The following is a 14,931-nucleotide window of genomic DNA, read 5'->3' as shown; positions in this document are numbered from 1 at the left end:
CTATGGCTGTCATAGTGATTACCGGCGGAACGGCGGGCGTGGGAAAAGCCACGGCGCTGCACTTTGCAAAGGCAGGTTACGACGTTGGGCTCATCGCCCGCGATGAAGCAAGCCTGCACTCCACCCAGGAGGAGCTGCGGCGCTTTGGCGTAAATGCGCACGCCGTGCAGGCGGACGTCGCCGACAGCCAGGCGGTGGTGGATGCCGCTAACGAAATTGAGTATCGCCTCGGCGCGATTGATGTCTGGGTGAACAACGCCATGGGGGCCGTCCTGGCACCGTTTCGAACCCTTACGCCGGATGAGTTCCGTCGCGTGACTGACGTGACGTACCTCGGCTACGTGAACGGCACCCGCGCCGCGCTTGAACTCATGGTGCCGCGCGACAGGGGCGTGATTATCCAGGTGGGCTCCGCGCTGGCCTACCGTTCCATTCCATTGCAGTCAGCCTACTGCGGCGCCAAAGCGGCGATCCGCGGGTTCACCGATGCGGTGCGTACCGAGCTGATGCATGAGAACAGCCGGGTTCAGCTGTCGATGGTGCAGATGCCGGGGCTCAATACCCCGCAGTTCGAATGGGCGAGGAATAAGTTCGCCTGGGCGATGCGGCCGGTGCCGCCTGTCTTTGAGCCTGAGGTGGCCGCCAGCGCTATCTTCAGGGTGGCGCAAAAGCCGGTGCGCGAGCTGTGGGTAGGCAGCAGCACCATCCAGTCCATCGTCGGGCAGTTTTTCTTCCCCGGCTTACTGGACCGGCTGATGGTGAAAAAGGCCTGGGAAGGTCAGATGACCGACGATCTAAACGCGCCGGACCGCCGGGACTACCTCGATCATCCGGTTAACGACCTGCACAAAATCCACGGCCGTTTTACTGACGAGGCGAAAAACCGCGCGCCATCCGTTACCTCCGGCATGCCGGGTAAAGTGGCGCTGGGCGCCCTCGCGGTAGCGGGGATAGTGGTGACGCGTCTGATAACCCGCCGGAAACCGTAGTCAGCGCAGCGCGCTGCGGTGCGTCCAGAACCAGCGGTAGCCGTAGCCGCCAAGGCCGAGCTGAACGGTTTTACCGCAAATCAGCGCGTCATCGTAGCGTTTGTCCGCGAGACAGGCGGTCCAGGTGGCGTTGCGGATCCCTTTTGCGGTGAACTGCACCGGCTGGTCGCTGAAGTTGACGAAGGTCAGGATGCTGCGCTCGTCGGTCTCGTAATAGATCCCCAGCACCGCGTCATCATCGATGCTGACAAGGCGAAAGGGCGCAACGGCAATTTCGGGGAACTCCGAGCGGGTATTGGCAATATCAATGATCCGGTGCAGAAGCGAGTTGCGATGAAGCAGCGAATCGGCGACGTTGATTTTCTGATAGCGGTAAGGGCCATGATCGATAATCGGCGCGATAAATTTTTCAGGGTCGGCCGCAGAGAAACCGCCCCCCTGTGACCCTGCCCACTGCATTGGGGTGCGAACGGCGTAGCGCTCCTCCAGCTCCAGGTCGTCACCCATGCCTATCTCGTCGCCGTAGCGCATCACCGGGACACCCGGCAGGGAAAACAGCACCGCGTGACAGAACGCCAGCCGCTTCCGGTCGCCATTGAGCATCGGCGCCAGGCGGCGGCGGATCCCGCGCTGATAGACGCTCATCTCTTCATCAGGCGCGAACGTGTCGAGGACAAACTGTTTGTCTTTCTGACTAATGCCTTCCAGATCCAGCTCGTCGTGGTTGCGCAGCCAGTTAGCAAAACAGCAGGCATCAGGCGGGACGATCATCTTTTTCACCGCATTGCGCAGCGGGCGGGCGCTTTTCCTGGCCAGGCTGACGTAGAAATACTTGTTGAGCCAGAAATTGAGCACCAGATTCAGGCGGTCATTATTGCCGAAGTAGTCCTGATAGGCTTCCACCTCGACGTCCACTTCACCCAGCAGGATCGCGTCCGGATTGCACTGTTCGATAAGACGCCGCATATGTTCGAGGATCCACAGGCCCTTTTTTTCATCACCGTTTCCTGCCTGCGTGGTGAGGTGGGACGCGGCGTCGAGGCGAAATCCCGACACGCCCAGCTTGAGCCAGAAGAGGATGATGTTCTCAATCTCTTTTAGCACCGCGGGCGAGGTGAGGTTCAGATCCGGCTCGTGGCGATAAAACATGTGCCGGTAGTATTGTCCCGCCTCGTCGTCCCAGGTCCAGATGCTCTTCTCGACGCCGGGGAACATGGGGGGCGTATCGTCCTCGTCGCTATCCGACCAGAGGTAATAATCACGATAGGGTGACGCCGGGCTGCGGCGCGCCTGCTGGAACCAGGGGTGCGCGTCCGACGTGTGCTGGATCAGCAGCTCGATAATCACCTGCATGCCCAGCTCGCGGGCCTGTTCGATAAAGGCGATGATATCGGCCAGCTTTCCGAAGCGGGGATCCACCTGGAGGTGGTCGCTGACGTCGTAGCCTTCATCGAGAAAGGGCGTGAGGTAAAACGGCGTGATCCAGATAACCGTCGCCCCCATGCGGCGAATATAGCGCAGCTTGGCCGCGATCCCGGCGATGTCCCCGCAGCCATCGCCGTTCAAATCATAAAATAGCGCGGTATCAATCTGGTAAATGATGGCTCGTGTATGCCAGTCGGTCATAGCGTTCCTCAGTGATAGCCTTCAGTATCCGACACTTTGCCCCGGAAGACGTAGTAGCTCCAGGCGGTGTACACCAGGATCACCGGAATAATCAGTAATGTTCCTACCAGCATAAACAGCTGGCTGGCAGGCGGGGCCGCGGCTTCCCACAGGGTGATGCGCGGCGGAATAATGTTCGGCCAGAGGCTGATACCGAGCCCGCTAAACCCGAGGAAGATAAGCCCCAGCGTCAGCAGAAAGGGGCGAGAGTGGCTGTCCGGATTGCGGGTCAGGCGCCAGATCAGCACGCTGAAAAGCCCGACCAGCAGAGGAACCGGCAGGAACCAGAAGAAGTTGGGCAAGGTAAACCAGCGGTCGGCCACGTACTGCCAGCCGAGCGGCGTCCAGATGCTCACCACGGCGATGACGACCATCAGTGCCAGCAGCACGTGGCGGGTCAGCTCGCGCATGCGGGCCTGCAGCGCGCCTTCACTTTTCATAATGAGCCAGGTGGTGCCCAGCAGCGTGTAGGCGACGACCAGACCGATACCGCAGAAGAGGTTGAAGGGGGTGAGCCAGTCAAGGGCGGAGCCGACAAAGCGTCGGCCCTCAACGTCAAAGCCGTTGATCATTGCGCCCACGACGATGCCCTGGCTGAAGGTCGCGAGCAGCGATCCGCCCGCAAAGGAGTAGTCCCAGAACTTTCGGTGTGACGGCGTGGCTTTAAAGCGAAATTCGAACGCCACGCCGCGAAAGATCAGGCCAATTAGCATGGCGGTAAGGGGGATGGTCAACGCATCCACGATCACCGCATAGGCCAGCGGAAAGGCGCCGAATAACCCTGCGCCGCCGAGCACCAGCCAGGTTTCGTTGCCGTCCCAGACCGGCGCGACGCTGTTCACCATCACATCACGCTCTTTGGCATCGCCTACGAAGTTAAACAGCAGACCGATGCCTAAATCAAAGCCATCCATGATGATGTACATCAGCGTGGCAAAGACGATGATGGCAAACCAGATAACTGAGATATCGACGCCCATCAGGTTCTCTCCTCTTCAGGAACAGACTCGGCGGCAGACAGCGGACGGGCGGGCGTGCCCGAGGTGTTTGACGTCAGCGTATCGACAGGCTGCGGCCCTTTCTTAATCAGCCGAATGAGGTACACATAGCCCACGCCAAACACCGACGAGTAGACGACGAAGAACGCCAGCAGGCTGATACTCATCTGCAGGGTGCTGTGCAGCGATACCGCGTCGATGGTGCGCAGATAGCCATAGACCACCCACGGCTGTCGGCCCACTTCGGTGGTTACCCAGCCGGCGAGCAGCGCCAGCAGACCGGCAGGCCCCATGAAGAGGGCAAACCAGTGGAACGGGCGAGAGTGGTAAAATCGGTGACGATAGCGCAGCCAGACGCCAATCAGACCGAGAGTAATCATCAGCAGCCCCATCCCAACCATGACGCGGAACGACCAGAAAACGATGGTCGAGTTTGGGCGATCTTCTTTCGGAAAGTCTTTCAGCGCCGGAACCTGCTTGTCCAGGCTGTGCGTCAGGATAAGGCTGCCGAGCGCGGGGATCTCAAGACCGTATTTGGTGCGCTCCTCCTCCATATCCGGCAGGCCAAACAGCAGCAGCGGGGTGGCCTCGCCGGGCGGGTTTTCCCAGTGTCCCTCAATGGCGGCAATTTTGGCCGGCTGATGCTCAAGCGTGTTCAGGCCGTGCATATCGCCCACGACCGCCTGGATGGGGGCGACCAGCAGCGCCATCCACATCGCCATGGAAAACATGGTGCGGACGGCGGGCGTATCGTTACCGCGCAGCAGGTGCCACGCGCCCGACGCGCCGACAAACAGCGCGCTGCTCAGAAACGCGGCGATAGCCATATGAATAAGGCGGTAAGGGAAAGAGGGGTTAAAGACGATCGCCAGCCAGTCCTGCGGGATAACCTGTCCGTTCTCGATAGTGAAGCCCTGCGGCGTATGCATCCAGCTGTTGGACGCGAGGATCCAGAAGGTCGACATCAGCGTGCCGAGCGCCACCATGCAGGTTGAAAAGAAGTGCAGGCCGGGGCCGACCTTATTCCAGCCGAACATCATGACCCCAAGGAAACCAGCTTCAAGGAAGAAGGCGGTTAACACCTCATAGGTCAGGAGTGGGCCGGTGATACTGCCCGCGAACTGGGAGAACCCGCTCCAGTTGGTGCCAAACTGGTACGCCATGACCAGCCCGGACACGACGCCCATCCCGAAGTTAACGGCAAATATCTTGAGCCAGAAATGGTACAGCGATCGCCAGACGTCGTTTTTGGTGCGCAGCCACATGCCCTCCAGCACCACCAGATAACTGGCGAGGCCGATGGTGATCGCGGGAAAAAGGATATGAAACGAGACGGTAAAAGCGAACTGAATTCTGGCCAGATGAAACGCGTCGAGTTCGAACATGGTCCGTACCTCTGAAACGATGGGGCACGAGAATTGCCGGGCAGTTTATGGCTGCCCGGCAAAACCGATTACGGTTTAGTCTTACCGGCACCCAGCTCGGCACCGGTCAGCGGGTCGGAATGTGGATCGGACTTCGTGCGGGCAGACATCGCCTTGACCAGGGTTGCCTGTTCGGTCGTGAGCGTGACGCTTGCACTGCCATCGCCGCCGTCAACCGCAGGCTGGGGGGACTCAACGTAATCGAAATGTTTATCGCTGTTCCAGCTTCCGCGAACCTCTCCACCTTCAGACATATTGTAGTACTTGTTGGTGAATTCCTCGATTGGCGGCAGTTTCCCCGGCGGGAAATTATTACGGATGGACTGCAGCGCCTTCTCAAAGGAGAGCTGATGCGCCGCCTCGCGCGTCATCAGAAATGCCAGCGCATCCTTTACGCCGGGATCGTCGGTCACGTTGATCAGCCGTTCATAGATGATCTTCGCTCTGGCTTCTGCCGCCACGTTTGAGCGCAGGTCCGCCGTTGGCTCGCCGATGGTGTCGACGTAGGCCGCGGTCCAGGGCACGCCCGCAGAGTTAGTGAGCGGGGTGCCGCCCCCGTAGAGCAGGGAGGTAATATGGCTGTCATTGCCGTTTTCGGTCATGGAGCGATACAGATCGGCCTCGTTTTCCACCCCTTCCGCCAGCGCGCCTTTGGCACCTTTGTTCAGCATACCGACCAGGGTACCGATGATTTCGAGGTGGCTTAACTCCTCGGTGGCGATATCCATCAGCATATCCTTACGGCCCGGATCGTCATCGCTCAATCCTTGCGTAAAGTACCGGCAGGCGGCAGCCAGTTCGCCCTGCGGCCCGCCGAACTGTTCCAGTAAAAGGTTGGCGAGGCCAGGGTTAGGTTCGGCAACGCGAACCGTATATTGCAGCTGTTTGACGTGTCGGAACATGGTGATTCTCCCGGATTATTTTTTTGCTTCGACGCCCGATGCGTCTGAACGCAGCAGGAACTGTTCCGTGGTCTGCGGAATATGACGAATCAACCAGTCGGCCATTTCGCGTTCTTCCGCCAGAATCGTCTCGATGGCCGGCACCGAGGCGACGTCGCCTGCTTTCTTAGCCGCCGCAAGGAGGGAGGTATAACAGGCAATTTCGAACTGTTCGAAAACATAGCCGCTGATCGAACCCTTAACGATCTCATCAGACGGGAACATGCCGCCGATGGACTGCCCCAGCGCCGCCATTTTGCTCATGGAGTCTTTTAAAACCGAACGAGAAATATCATTCCGGTCGAGGATTTCTTCCAGCAGTGTAATTTGCCGTTTTGTCTCATTAATATGCTGCTCAATTCTGGCGCGAACATCAGGATAATTATCGATACGGCTGGCCATGGATTCCAGCATAGATTCGGCTTGCTTTTCCATCGCATGGGCATCGCGTAGCCAGTCATGGTAGTGTTCTACGTGATTCATCATTGTATCCTCATTAGGGTTCGCTTATTTGGTCTCACTTTCAGCAGCCTGATCGGCACGCGCGGCACTGTAGCCAGATAAATGGCCGACAATATTGGCGTAAATACTGATGATAATGACCCATAGCACGCTGCTCTTCCACCATATTACGGAAGGGATGGCGAGAATGAACCATATTATGGCTGCCGTTAAATGGCACCGTTTAATTGTCCTGGGACTGATGCTCATTTTATTTAACCTGAGTTATTGCGTCATTTCTGCGCTTTTTGGTTAATATTGCCTACGGCCAGGTCGGTGAGTTTAAGATCGGTTTCTTTTTCTTCTTCCAGCGTCTCGGCAAGAAGTTTAACGGCTTTTTTATAGCCCAGCTGTTCTGCTAATGTCGCGAGGGTGCCGTAGCTGGCAATTTCGTAATGCTCGACTTTTTGCGCAGCGGCAATTAACGCGGCATCACGTACTTCATTTTTTTCGGTGCTTTCAATGACTTCATTGGCTTCTTCAATTAAGCCCTCCATCGCCACGCACTTCATGCGCTTAATCCTGATACCGTCTTCTTGTTCGACGATCTGGTCGATACGTTCGATCTGACCCTGCGTCTCTTCAAGGTGTGCGGTAAAGGCTGCGCTCAGCTTCTCACTGGAGGCGGCGCGGGCAAGCTTGCTGAGTGCTCGGGTAAGCTGCTTTTCAGCACTGTAGGTATCCGACAGAAGATGAATAAAAACATCCTCGACGCTTTTCATATTCATAATAATTACGCTCCGGTAAAATAAAGAAAGGTTACTGCGAGCTATTCAGCCCGCAGCATGCTCTCAGGTTTTATTAAAAGAGTTTTAAATAAGATCAGGAGTTATCAGATTTACGGCCTCCGCCGTGACTGTTCTGGCCCCCTTTCTTACCCGCTTCGGATGCGCGTTGCGGATCGTTTTTAAAATTCCCACCGCTTTGCTGGCCGCCTTTACGTCCAGCTTCTGATGCTTTGTCACGGTCTTCAGCGAAATTACCGGAACCACCACGATGCTCTGCCATATTAAACCTCATAGTCATATATTGGTTATGTCAGTACGATACGAAAATATTTCCGTATCACTCGTCGTTCGAGTAATAACTCTAGTCGCTGTGCGTCATCCGTCAAATGCGTTTTGCTATTTGCGGTTGCGTTATTTTTTAAATATCGTGGCGTTTACGCTTCGCTTGATCGAAAAATAGGGATGAGCAGGAGGGACTTGAAAAAAAATGATCGGAATAGTCCTAAGTTTCCGCTAAAAAATTGAAAGATGAGAATAAAAATAATGGTGTGATTAATCTGGGCAATTTGCGGCTGGGATAGAATAAAAAATTACTCCTTTATGGCTAGAAAACGGAGCTCAAAATAATTATCAGGAAAATTGTGGTAAAACAGGCGAGGCGAAAGGACGGTTCTGGCAGGCCTGTCCAGAGGCCGGTAGCACACGGTTTGACCACTGTCGTCTTAAGATCACAAATCAGAAATTCTTCCCCCCGGAAGGAACGGGTTTCTCTACACTCCAGGTAATATTCACTGGAGGCATGACATCATGGCGAACACCATCACGGCTGATGACATTCGGGAACGCTTTTCGCAGGCTATGTCGGCGATGTACCAGCAGGAAGTTCCGCAGTACGGCACCTTGCTCGAACTGGTTGCGGACGTAAACCTGGCGGTTCTGGAAAATAACCCACTATTACATGAACAACTGGCCAACGCTGATGAGCTTGCGCGGTTGAACGTTGAGCGTCACGGGGCGATCCGCGTCGGCACCGCTCAGGAACTTTCAACCCTGCGCCGTATGTTTGCCATTATGGGCATGTACCCCGTCAGCTATTACGATCTCTCGCAGGCGGGGGTGCCGGTCCACTCAACGGCGTTTCGCCCGGTAGAGGATGCCGCCCTGTGTCGAAATCCGTTTCGTATCTTTACCTCGCTGCTGCGCCTTGAGCTGATTGAAAACGTCGCGCTGCGCGAGCGTGCCGCAGAGATCCTGTCTCACCGGAACATCTTTACCCCCCGCTGTCTGGAACTGATCGACCTCCACGAGTCGGAAGGGCACTTTACTGACGCACAGGCTCACGAGTTTGTGCAGGAAGCGTTAGAGACCTTCCGCTGGCACCGCCATGCGACGGTCGATCGGGAGACATATCTGGCCCTGAGCAACGAGCATCGCCTGATTGCCGACGTGGTCTGCTTCCCGGGCTGCCATATTAACCACCTCACGCCTCGCACGCTCGATATTGACCGGGTGCAAGAGCTGATGCCGAAGTACGGTATCGAGCCAAAAATTCTGATCGAAGGGCCGCCGCGTCGCGAGGTGCCCGTCTTATTGCGTCAAACCAGCTTCAAGGCGCTGGAAGAGCCGGTGCTGTTTGCCGGTGAACATAAAGGCACCCACACCGCGCGCTTCGGTGAGATTGAACAGCGCGGCGTGGCGCTGACCCGGAAAGGCCGTGAACTGTACGATAGCCTGCTCGGCCAGGCCGGTACGGGTAAAGATAACCTGACGCACCAGCTGCATTTGCGGGAGATCTTTAATGCATTCCCGGACAGCGAAATGCTCATGCGCCGTCAGGAGCTGGCCTATTTTCGCTATCGCCTGACGCCATCAGGGGAAGCCCATCGTCATGCGTTTCGTCCGGGAGACGATCCGCAGCCGCTGATTGAGCGCGGATGGGTGGTTGCCCAGCCGATCACCTACGAAGATTTCCTCCCGGTCAGCGCCGCGGGGATTTTCCAGTCCAATCTCGGGAACGAAACCCAGGCCCGCAGCCACGGTAACGCCAGCCGCGATGCGTTTGAAGAGGCGCTGGGCTGCCCGGTGTATGACGAGTTTACGCTCTACCAGGAGGCTGAAACGCGCAGCAAACAGCGTTGCGGTTTGCTCTGAAATCGTTACTCTGCTGGGGTGTGATGGAAAAAATAAGGTTGTTATGCAAAATCCTTCCGCCCCTGTGGTTGAAACGCGCCAGGGCGCACTGACTGGTTTAACCGATGAAAACGTTCACCTCTGGTGCGGTATTCCCTACGCCGCGCCTCCCGTGGGGGAGTGGCGCTGGCGCTCACCCCGGCCCCCTGAACGCTGGGATGGCCTGCGCGAGGCCACGGCTTTCTCGCCCTCAAGCTGGCAAAGCAGCGAGTATTGTCAGGAGTTAGGCGGCGGCGATCCGGGCCAGTTTTCTGAAGATTGTCTCTATCTTAACGTCTGGTCCCCCACAGAGCGCGCCGAGCCGCTTCCGGTTATGGTCTGGCTGCACGGAGGCGGGTTTACGATTGGTGCCGGTGGCCTGCCGCCGTATAACGGCAAAGCGCTGGCCGCGCGCGGCGTGGTTGTCGTGACGATCAACTACCGTCTCGGTCATCTCGGCTTTTTCGCCCATCCCGCGCTGGAAGGCGAGGAAGGGCGAGTGGTACATAATTTTGCACTGCTGGATCAGATAGCCGCCCTCGAATGGGTGCGGGACAATATCGCCGGGTTTGGTGGCGATCCCGCTAATGTGACCCTGTTTGGCGAATCCGCTGGCGCGCGCAGCGTGCTCTCTCTATTGGCCTCGCCGCTGGCAGCAGGATTGTTCCATAAGGCGATTGTCCAAAGCGGATATACCCTGCCGGACACGCCGCGCGAGCAGGCGCTGCAAAAAGGGGAAGCGCTGGCCGCCCATTTCGGTCTGGAAAATGCGACCGCCGGGCAGCTTCGCGCCATTCCGCCCGACGCGTTCTGGCCGCTCACCGCGCCGCTGAACGTTGCTCCGGCGCCCATCGTCGGAGATTGCGTTCTGCCGGAAGCCATGCTGGACGTCTTTTTCGCCGCCCGTCAGCATCCCGTGCCGGTGATGATTGGCTCCAACAGCGATGAAGCCAGCGTGATGGCGGTGTTTGGCATCGATCTCGCCGGACAAATTCAGAAGCTTCGCCGGGAGCGTCGCTTCGGGCTGGGGCTGATTAAGCTGCTCTATCCGGGCGTGAAGGGCGATGAAGAGCTGGGCAGGCAGGTGTGCCGCGACATGGCCTTTACCACCATGGGCTACGTGGTGATGCAGGCCCAGCAGCGCGTGGGTGGGTTGTGCTGGCGCTACTGGTTTGACTATGTCGCAGAGGCGGAACATGGCACGTATATCAACGGCGCCTGGCACGGCAACGAAATCCCCTATGTCTTCGATACGCTCGGCCAGGTGGAGCCTTCACGTCATTATGTCAATGAGCGGGATCTGCAGTTTGCTGCCCAGGTGGCGGATTACTGGGTGAGCTTTGCGCGCGACGCAGGTCGTCGCGACAATCTGCCCGGGCCGACGCACTGGCCCGCGTGTCGCAAAGGACGGGACGTTCTGTTACGCATTGGCGTGAATAAACATGCAGCTTTCAGGCTTGAAAACCGCTTTATGCGTGCCCGCATGAGCCTCTTTAAACGGGTGATGAAGCACCACGTCAGCCTCGATTAAGCAAACAGGCGCGAAACGCCGCGAGACCATTTTCCTCGCCTAGCGTTTCGCGCAGCACCAGCCGGTAGCTTGCGCCGGTTTTTATGCTTGTCTCATAGGGCCGCATCAGCCTTCCTGCGTGAATATCTTCTGCCACCAGCGTCTCGTCGGCGATGGCGACGCCCAGCCCCTGAATGGCGGCCGTAATGGCGAGATCCATCGTATCGAAGTGTTGATTTTTGTGCATGACAAAGCCCGGACCTTCCTGTTTCGTCAGCCACAGCGACCAGTCGGTCTTATCCCTTGTGGGGTGAAGGAACGTTAGCGATCCCAGCGCTGCTCCTGTCCGCACCGGGCTTATCACCGGGGTGAGCGCCTCGTCGAACAGCAGATCGCCTGCGCTCATGTGCGTGCCGAACACAATGGCCGCGTCGTAAGATTCGGTTTTGAAATTGACGTTGTGATCGGTGGTGGTGGTCAGCGCAATTTGCAGGTCCGGATGCTCGCGCTCCACTTCCAGCAGGCGCGGCACCAGCCAGCGCATGGCGCAGGTGGGGGCCTTTAGCCGGATCACGGTGTGCTGGCTGCGGGCCTGGTCGGCCACGGACAGCAGCTGCTCGAAAGCGGACTGCAGTTCCGGAAGCAGGGCGCTGCCCTGCGGTGAGAGGCGCAGCCCGCGCGCGTGGCGCTCAAAAAGCGGAAAGCCAAACCACGCCTCAAGGGCGGCGATCTTACGGCTCACGGCACCCTGCGTCAGACACAGTTCCGCGGCGGCATGGGTCAAATTGAGGTGACGCGCGGTGACTAAAAATGCGTCAATGGCGTTAAGGGGGAGCGAACGGCGCGACATAGAAAATACCTCAGCTATGCATTTTTCTCATGGCTATTATGACAACAATTCGATTGTCCCGACAGCACAGATGTTGTTTGAATAGTTATGCAATGTCCATGAGAAGGGAAAGAGGATGACTTTACGAACGCCTGTGCAAACGCGCTCCAAACTGCCAGATGTGGGAACCACCATTTTTACCGTTATCGGCCAGCTCTCGGCGCAGCATAACGCGATTAACCTTTCTCAGGGCGCACCGAATTTCTCCTGCGACCCGAAGCTGATTGCGGGCGTCACCCGCGCAATGGAGGCGGGGCATAACCAATACGCGTCAATGACCGGTCTGCAGCCGCTAAAAGAACGTATTGCCGATAAAATTGCCACGCTCTACGGCACGCAGTATGACCCTGCCAGCGAGGTGCTGGTGACCGCCAGCGCCAGCGAAGGGCTCTATTCGGCAATAAGCGGGCTGGTGCATCCGGGTGATGAGGTGATCTACTTTGAGCCGTCATTTGACAGCTACGCGCCGATTGTCCGTCTGCAGGGGGCAACCCCGATTGCCATCAAGCTCACCGTGCCGGATTTTGCCGTCAACTGGGATGAGGTTCGCGCCGCGCTCACTCCGCGCACGCGCATGATCATCATCAATACGCCGCATAACCCGAGCGGCCAGGTCTTCTCCGCCAATGATCTGCAGCAGCTGGCGGCGCTGACGCGCAATACTGACATCATTATTTTGTCTGACGAAGTGTACGAACACGTCGTTTTTGACGATGAGCCGCACCACGGTATGGCCACGCACCCGCAGCTGGCGGAGCGCAGCGTGATTATTTCCTCTTTCGGAAAAACCTATCACGTCACCGGGTGGCGCGTGGGTTACTGTGTTGCACCGGCGGTACTGATGGACGAGATTTGTAAAGTCCATCAATTTTTAATGTTTTCGGCCGATACGCCAATGCAGCACGCGTTTGCTGAGCATATGGTCGATCCGCAAACCTGGCTGTCGCTGTCGGCGTTTTACCAGCGCAAGCGCGATCTGCTGCACAGCCTGCTGGCCGATTCGCCGTTTACGCTGTTGCCGAGCGCCGGTTCGTTCTTCATGCTGGCGGACTACAGCCAGTTCAGCGACGAGCGCGACAGCGAGCTGGTGCAACGGCTGATCGTTGAGTACGGCGTTGCCACCATTCCACTGTCGGCGTTTTATGCGGACGGTACGGATAATAAATTGATTCGTCTCTCTTTTGCGAAAGATGAGGCGACGTTACGGGCAGGTGCCCAGGCCCTGTGTCGGGTTAAACCACACTGAGATAGGCTCTAAGGAGTTGTAGATGAAATTACGCGCGTTAATAGTCGGCATGGGATTGCTGTGTACCTTTTCTTCCTTCGCGGCCACCGAGCTGCGTTACGGTCTGGAAGCGGAATACCCGCCGTTTGAAAGCCGCAATGCGGCGGGCGAACTGGAAGGGTTTGACGTTGAGCTGGGGAATGCCATCTGCAAAGCGGCTGCGCTGAAGTGCAGCTGGGTTGAAACCTCGTTTGATGCGCTGATCCCGGGCCTGGTGGCGAAGAAATTTGACGCCATCAACTCGGCGATGAACATCACCGAGCAGCGCCGCAAGAGCATTGATTTTACCCAGCCGATTTACCGTATTCCGTCGCAGCTGGTCGGCAAGGCCGGTACGGCGGTTGAGGCAACCCCAGAAGGGCTAAAGGGGAAAACCATCGGCGTGCTGCAGGGATCCATTCAGGAAACCTATGCTAAAGAGCACTGGGAAAAGCAGGGTGTCACCGTGGTGTCTTATAAAGATCAGAATATGGCCTGGGGCGATCTGCTGAATGGCCGCATCGACGCCTCGCTGGTCATGTCCGCGGCCGGGCAGGCAGGTTTCCTCAGCAAGCCGCAGGGGAAAGGGTTTGGCTTCATCGGCAAGCCTGGTACTGGCTTATTAACCCTTTGAGTTCAATCTTTTGGTATTCGCAAACCGCACTGTAAGCCCACACAATCATCACTGCGCCCATTAATGTACAAAATATGTTGTTAGCCATATATACCTCTGGTATATTTAAAGGTTAGGTAAATACATCCGTAAACTTTGTTCCGTAGTATTTCTCTCCTCGAAAACATCCCCAACGTCAGATACAAGGCGGCTTTGCGCTATCGCAAATGCCCTCGTTTTACCGTGGTTTTAGGTAGTAACTATGTAGGAGGTGTGATCTCTTTCTGAGTACAAAAAAGGTTAATTTAACAATGATGCAACAATCACAAGCCCTGTTCGAATCGTCGATTTTATCGACAACAAGTTTTCGTACCGTCTACCATGAACACGGACGTTACAAAACCATCAATGGCAACTTCTTTGTTCATGATGGTCACGAATACCGTATTAACACAAGAATCGGATCAGGTGTTCGCCACGATATACTTATATCAACGATCAACGAACTGAAAGCAATCCTGAAGCTCTACAGTCGAGTGTTCCTGACCCGTTTTGATCTCCACCTCCCTGAGTTCACTTCTGTTGAAGCTGGTAACAAATACATACGCAAACTGTTCAAACGATTACGTGACCGCCTGGAGTCTGGAAATAACGGTTTATCAGAACCTATCATCGATTTTGCTTACGGTTGGGTTTGCGAACAGGAAAAGGCTTCACAGCCCCATTACCATTGCTGGATTGCACTTCCACATCGCTCGGTAAGGTGGTTTGGAACGCCAGACAGAGGGATCGCTGGTATTATTGCGGAAATCTGGATGAAACTGACAGGTGGTAAAGCAACGCTGGTAAACTTGTCTAAAGCCACTAAAGACTATCCCGATCACTACGTCATTCATCGTGAATATCCTTCATCACTTGAAGGTCCGATATTCTGGCTTTCTTACCTGGCAAAAGAACGCGGTAAGTTGCAAACTGGGAAGGGAACACGCATGTACTCAACATCGAAATTGAGTAGTAAAGCACTGAATTCGTAAATGCTGCACAGGAAGCCCGTAGAGCGTTTTTCTTCGCAAGGTATGCAATTGCATTGCCCATACCATAAAAATCTATCACAGCCTCGCTCAGGGCGTTTTAAGACATGAATATTACCTGATTAACTTCATGCTCGGTCGGTTGCAAGATAGTTTAACGATAATTGCTTTGCTTTTAGATCCATACATTACTTCAAAATTCCGAGCGA

14 protein-coding genes and 1 pseudogene are annotated in these 14,931 nt (G+C 56.2%); 6 read left to right on the top strand and 9 right to left on the bottom strand.

The window, feature by feature from the left end; translation table 11 throughout:
- Positions 1 to 2: 2 nt before the first annotated feature.
- On the top strand, positions 3 to 989 hold the full coding sequence (locus V4835_RS12330; RefSeq protein ID WP_331412330.1) for an SDR family oxidoreductase: 987 nt from the start codon (positions 3 to 5) through the stop codon (positions 987 to 989).
- On the opposite strand, the gene V4835_RS12325 is transcribed toward V4835_RS12330, so the two are convergent.
- The 8 genes from V4835_RS12325 to V4835_RS12290 all read right to left on the bottom strand — a co-directional run bounded on the left by V4835_RS12325 (position 990) and on the right by V4835_RS12290 (position 7,526).
- Positions 990 to 2,615, bottom strand: a complete 1,626-nt coding sequence (locus V4835_RS12325) for an alpha-amylase family protein (RefSeq protein ID WP_331412329.1) — start codon at positions 2,613 to 2,615, stop codon at positions 990 to 992.
- Between the two features lie 8 nt (positions 2,616 to 2,623).
- The gene (gene cydB, locus V4835_RS12320) at positions 2,624 to 3,634 is read right to left on the bottom strand and encodes a cytochrome d ubiquinol oxidase subunit II (RefSeq protein ID WP_331412328.1); all 1,011 of its coding nucleotides are present in this window, start codon (positions 3,632 to 3,634) and stop codon (positions 2,624 to 2,626) included.
- Positions 3,634 to 5,037, bottom strand: a complete 1,404-nt coding sequence (locus V4835_RS12315; protein ID WP_331412327.1) for a cytochrome ubiquinol oxidase subunit I — start codon at positions 5,035 to 5,037, stop codon at positions 3,634 to 3,636. Before V4835_RS12315 ends, cydB begins: the two co-directional genes overlap by 1 nt.
- Positions 5,038 to 5,105: 68 nt before the next feature.
- The gene (locus V4835_RS12310; protein WP_063142817.1) at positions 5,106 to 5,978 is read right to left on the bottom strand and encodes a manganese catalase family protein; all 873 of its coding nucleotides are present in this window, start codon (positions 5,976 to 5,978) and stop codon (positions 5,106 to 5,108) included.
- A 15-nt stretch (positions 5,979 to 5,993) separates the two neighbouring features.
- On the bottom strand, positions 5,994 to 6,500 hold the full coding sequence (locus tag V4835_RS12305) for a ferritin-like domain-containing protein (RefSeq protein ID WP_024908416.1): 507 nt from the start codon (positions 6,498 to 6,500) through the stop codon (positions 5,994 to 5,996).
- Positions 6,501 to 6,524: 24 nt separating this feature from the next.
- Positions 6,525 to 6,728: a hypothetical protein gene (locus V4835_RS12300; protein WP_023335667.1), complete on the bottom strand. Its 204-nt coding sequence runs from the start codon at positions 6,726 to 6,728 to the stop codon at positions 6,525 to 6,527.
- Positions 6,729 to 6,751: 23 nt separating this feature from the next.
- On the bottom strand, positions 6,752 to 7,246 hold the full coding sequence (locus V4835_RS12295) for a YciE/YciF ferroxidase family protein (RefSeq protein WP_063142816.1): 495 nt from the start codon (positions 7,244 to 7,246) through the stop codon (positions 6,752 to 6,754).
- A gap of 94 nt (positions 7,247 to 7,340) precedes the next feature.
- Positions 7,341 to 7,526, bottom strand: a complete 186-nt coding sequence (locus V4835_RS12290) for a general stress protein (RefSeq protein ID WP_063142815.1) — start codon at positions 7,524 to 7,526, stop codon at positions 7,341 to 7,343.
- 527 nt (positions 7,527 to 8,053) lie between these two features.
- Here V4835_RS12290 and hglS point away from each other — a divergent pair.
- On the top strand, positions 8,054 to 9,397 hold the full coding sequence (hglS, locus tag V4835_RS12285) for a 2-oxoadipate dioxygenase/decarboxylase HglS (protein WP_331412326.1): 1,344 nt from the start codon (positions 8,054 to 8,056) through the stop codon (positions 9,395 to 9,397).
- Positions 9,398 to 9,440: 43 nt separating this feature from the next.
- Positions 9,441 to 10,946: a carboxylesterase/lipase family protein gene (locus V4835_RS12280; protein ID WP_331412325.1), complete on the top strand. Its 1,506-nt coding sequence runs from the start codon at positions 9,441 to 9,443 to the stop codon at positions 10,944 to 10,946.
- On the opposite strand, the gene V4835_RS12275 is transcribed toward V4835_RS12280, so the two are convergent.
- Positions 10,933 to 11,775: a LysR family transcriptional regulator gene (locus tag V4835_RS12275; protein ID WP_331412324.1), complete on the bottom strand. Its 843-nt coding sequence runs from the start codon at positions 11,773 to 11,775 to the stop codon at positions 10,933 to 10,935. The genes V4835_RS12280 and V4835_RS12275 overlap by 14 nt on opposite strands.
- 115 nt (positions 11,776 to 11,890) lie before the next feature.
- Between V4835_RS12275 and V4835_RS12270 the strand changes: the two genes are divergently transcribed.
- The 3 genes and pseudogenes from V4835_RS12270 (at position 11,891) to V4835_RS12260 (ending at position 14,725) form a co-directional block, all read left to right on the top strand.
- On the top strand, positions 11,891 to 13,060 hold the full coding sequence (locus V4835_RS12270; RefSeq protein ID WP_331412323.1) for a pyridoxal phosphate-dependent aminotransferase: 1,170 nt from the start codon (positions 11,891 to 11,893) through the stop codon (positions 13,058 to 13,060).
- Between the two features lie 22 nt (positions 13,061 to 13,082).
- A pseudogene (locus V4835_RS12265) lies at positions 13,083 to 13,688 on the top strand (transporter substrate-binding domain-containing protein); the annotation flags it as partial.
- Between the two features lie 314 nt (positions 13,689 to 14,002).
- The gene (locus tag V4835_RS12260; RefSeq protein ID WP_331412322.1) at positions 14,003 to 14,725 is read left to right on the top strand and encodes a YagK/YfjJ domain-containing protein; all 723 of its coding nucleotides are present in this window, start codon (positions 14,003 to 14,005) and stop codon (positions 14,723 to 14,725) included.
- Positions 14,726 to 14,931: the final 206 nt, after the last annotated feature.

This window comes from Enterobacter cloacae complex sp. CARB60 (assembly GCF_036487345.1).
Lineage (GTDB): Bacteria > Pseudomonadota > Gammaproteobacteria > Enterobacterales > Enterobacteriaceae > Enterobacter > Enterobacter asburiae_D.
The sequence above is the reverse complement of the archived record's forward strand: the minus strand, read 5'-3'. Positions and strand labels throughout refer to the sequence as shown.

What these genes read in the sequence shown, in the direction of transcription:
- V4835_RS12310 (WP_063142817.1), bottom strand. Translation starts at nt 5,978, where the DNA reads ATGTTCCGACACGTCAAACAGCTGCAATATACGGTTCGCGTTGCCGAA.
- V4835_RS12315 (WP_331412327.1), bottom strand. Translation starts at nt 5,037, where the DNA reads ATGTTCGAACTCGACGCGTTTCATCTGGCCAGAATTCAGTTCGCTTTT.
- V4835_RS12305 (WP_024908416.1), bottom strand. Translation starts at nt 6,500, where the DNA reads ATGAATCACGTAGAACACTACCATGACTGGCTACGCGATGCCCATGCG.
- V4835_RS12330 (WP_331412330.1), top strand. Translation starts at nt 3, where the DNA reads ATGGCTGTCATAGTGATTACCGGCGGAACGGCGGGCGTGGGAAAAGCC.
- V4835_RS12270 (WP_331412323.1), top strand. Translation starts at nt 11,891, where the DNA reads ATGACTTTACGAACGCCTGTGCAAACGCGCTCCAAACTGCCAGATGTG.
- V4835_RS12260 (WP_331412322.1), top strand. Translation starts at nt 14,003, where the DNA reads ATGATGCAACAATCACAAGCCCTGTTCGAATCGTCGATTTTATCGACA.
- V4835_RS12275 (WP_331412324.1), bottom strand. Translation starts at nt 11,775, where the DNA reads ATGTCGCGCCGTTCGCTCCCCCTTAACGCCATTGACGCATTTTTAGTC.
- V4835_RS12290 (WP_063142815.1), bottom strand. Translation starts at nt 7,526, where the DNA reads ATGGCAGAGCATCGTGGTGGTTCCGGTAATTTCGCTGAAGACCGTGAC.
- V4835_RS12325 (WP_331412329.1), bottom strand. Translation starts at nt 2,615, where the DNA reads ATGACCGACTGGCATACACGAGCCATCATTTACCAGATTGATACCGCG.
- V4835_RS12280 (WP_331412325.1), top strand. Translation starts at nt 9,441, where the DNA reads ATGCAAAATCCTTCCGCCCCTGTGGTTGAAACGCGCCAGGGCGCACTG.
- V4835_RS12300 (WP_023335667.1), bottom strand. Translation starts at nt 6,728, where the DNA reads ATGAGCATCAGTCCCAGGACAATTAAACGGTGCCATTTAACGGCAGCC.
- hglS (WP_331412326.1), top strand. Translation starts at nt 8,054, where the DNA reads ATGGCGAACACCATCACGGCTGATGACATTCGGGAACGCTTTTCGCAG.
- V4835_RS12295 (WP_063142816.1), bottom strand. Translation starts at nt 7,246, where the DNA reads ATGAATATGAAAAGCGTCGAGGATGTTTTTATTCATCTTCTGTCGGAT.
- cydB (WP_331412328.1), bottom strand. Translation starts at nt 3,634, where the DNA reads ATGGGCGTCGATATCTCAGTTATCTGGTTTGCCATCATCGTCTTTGCC.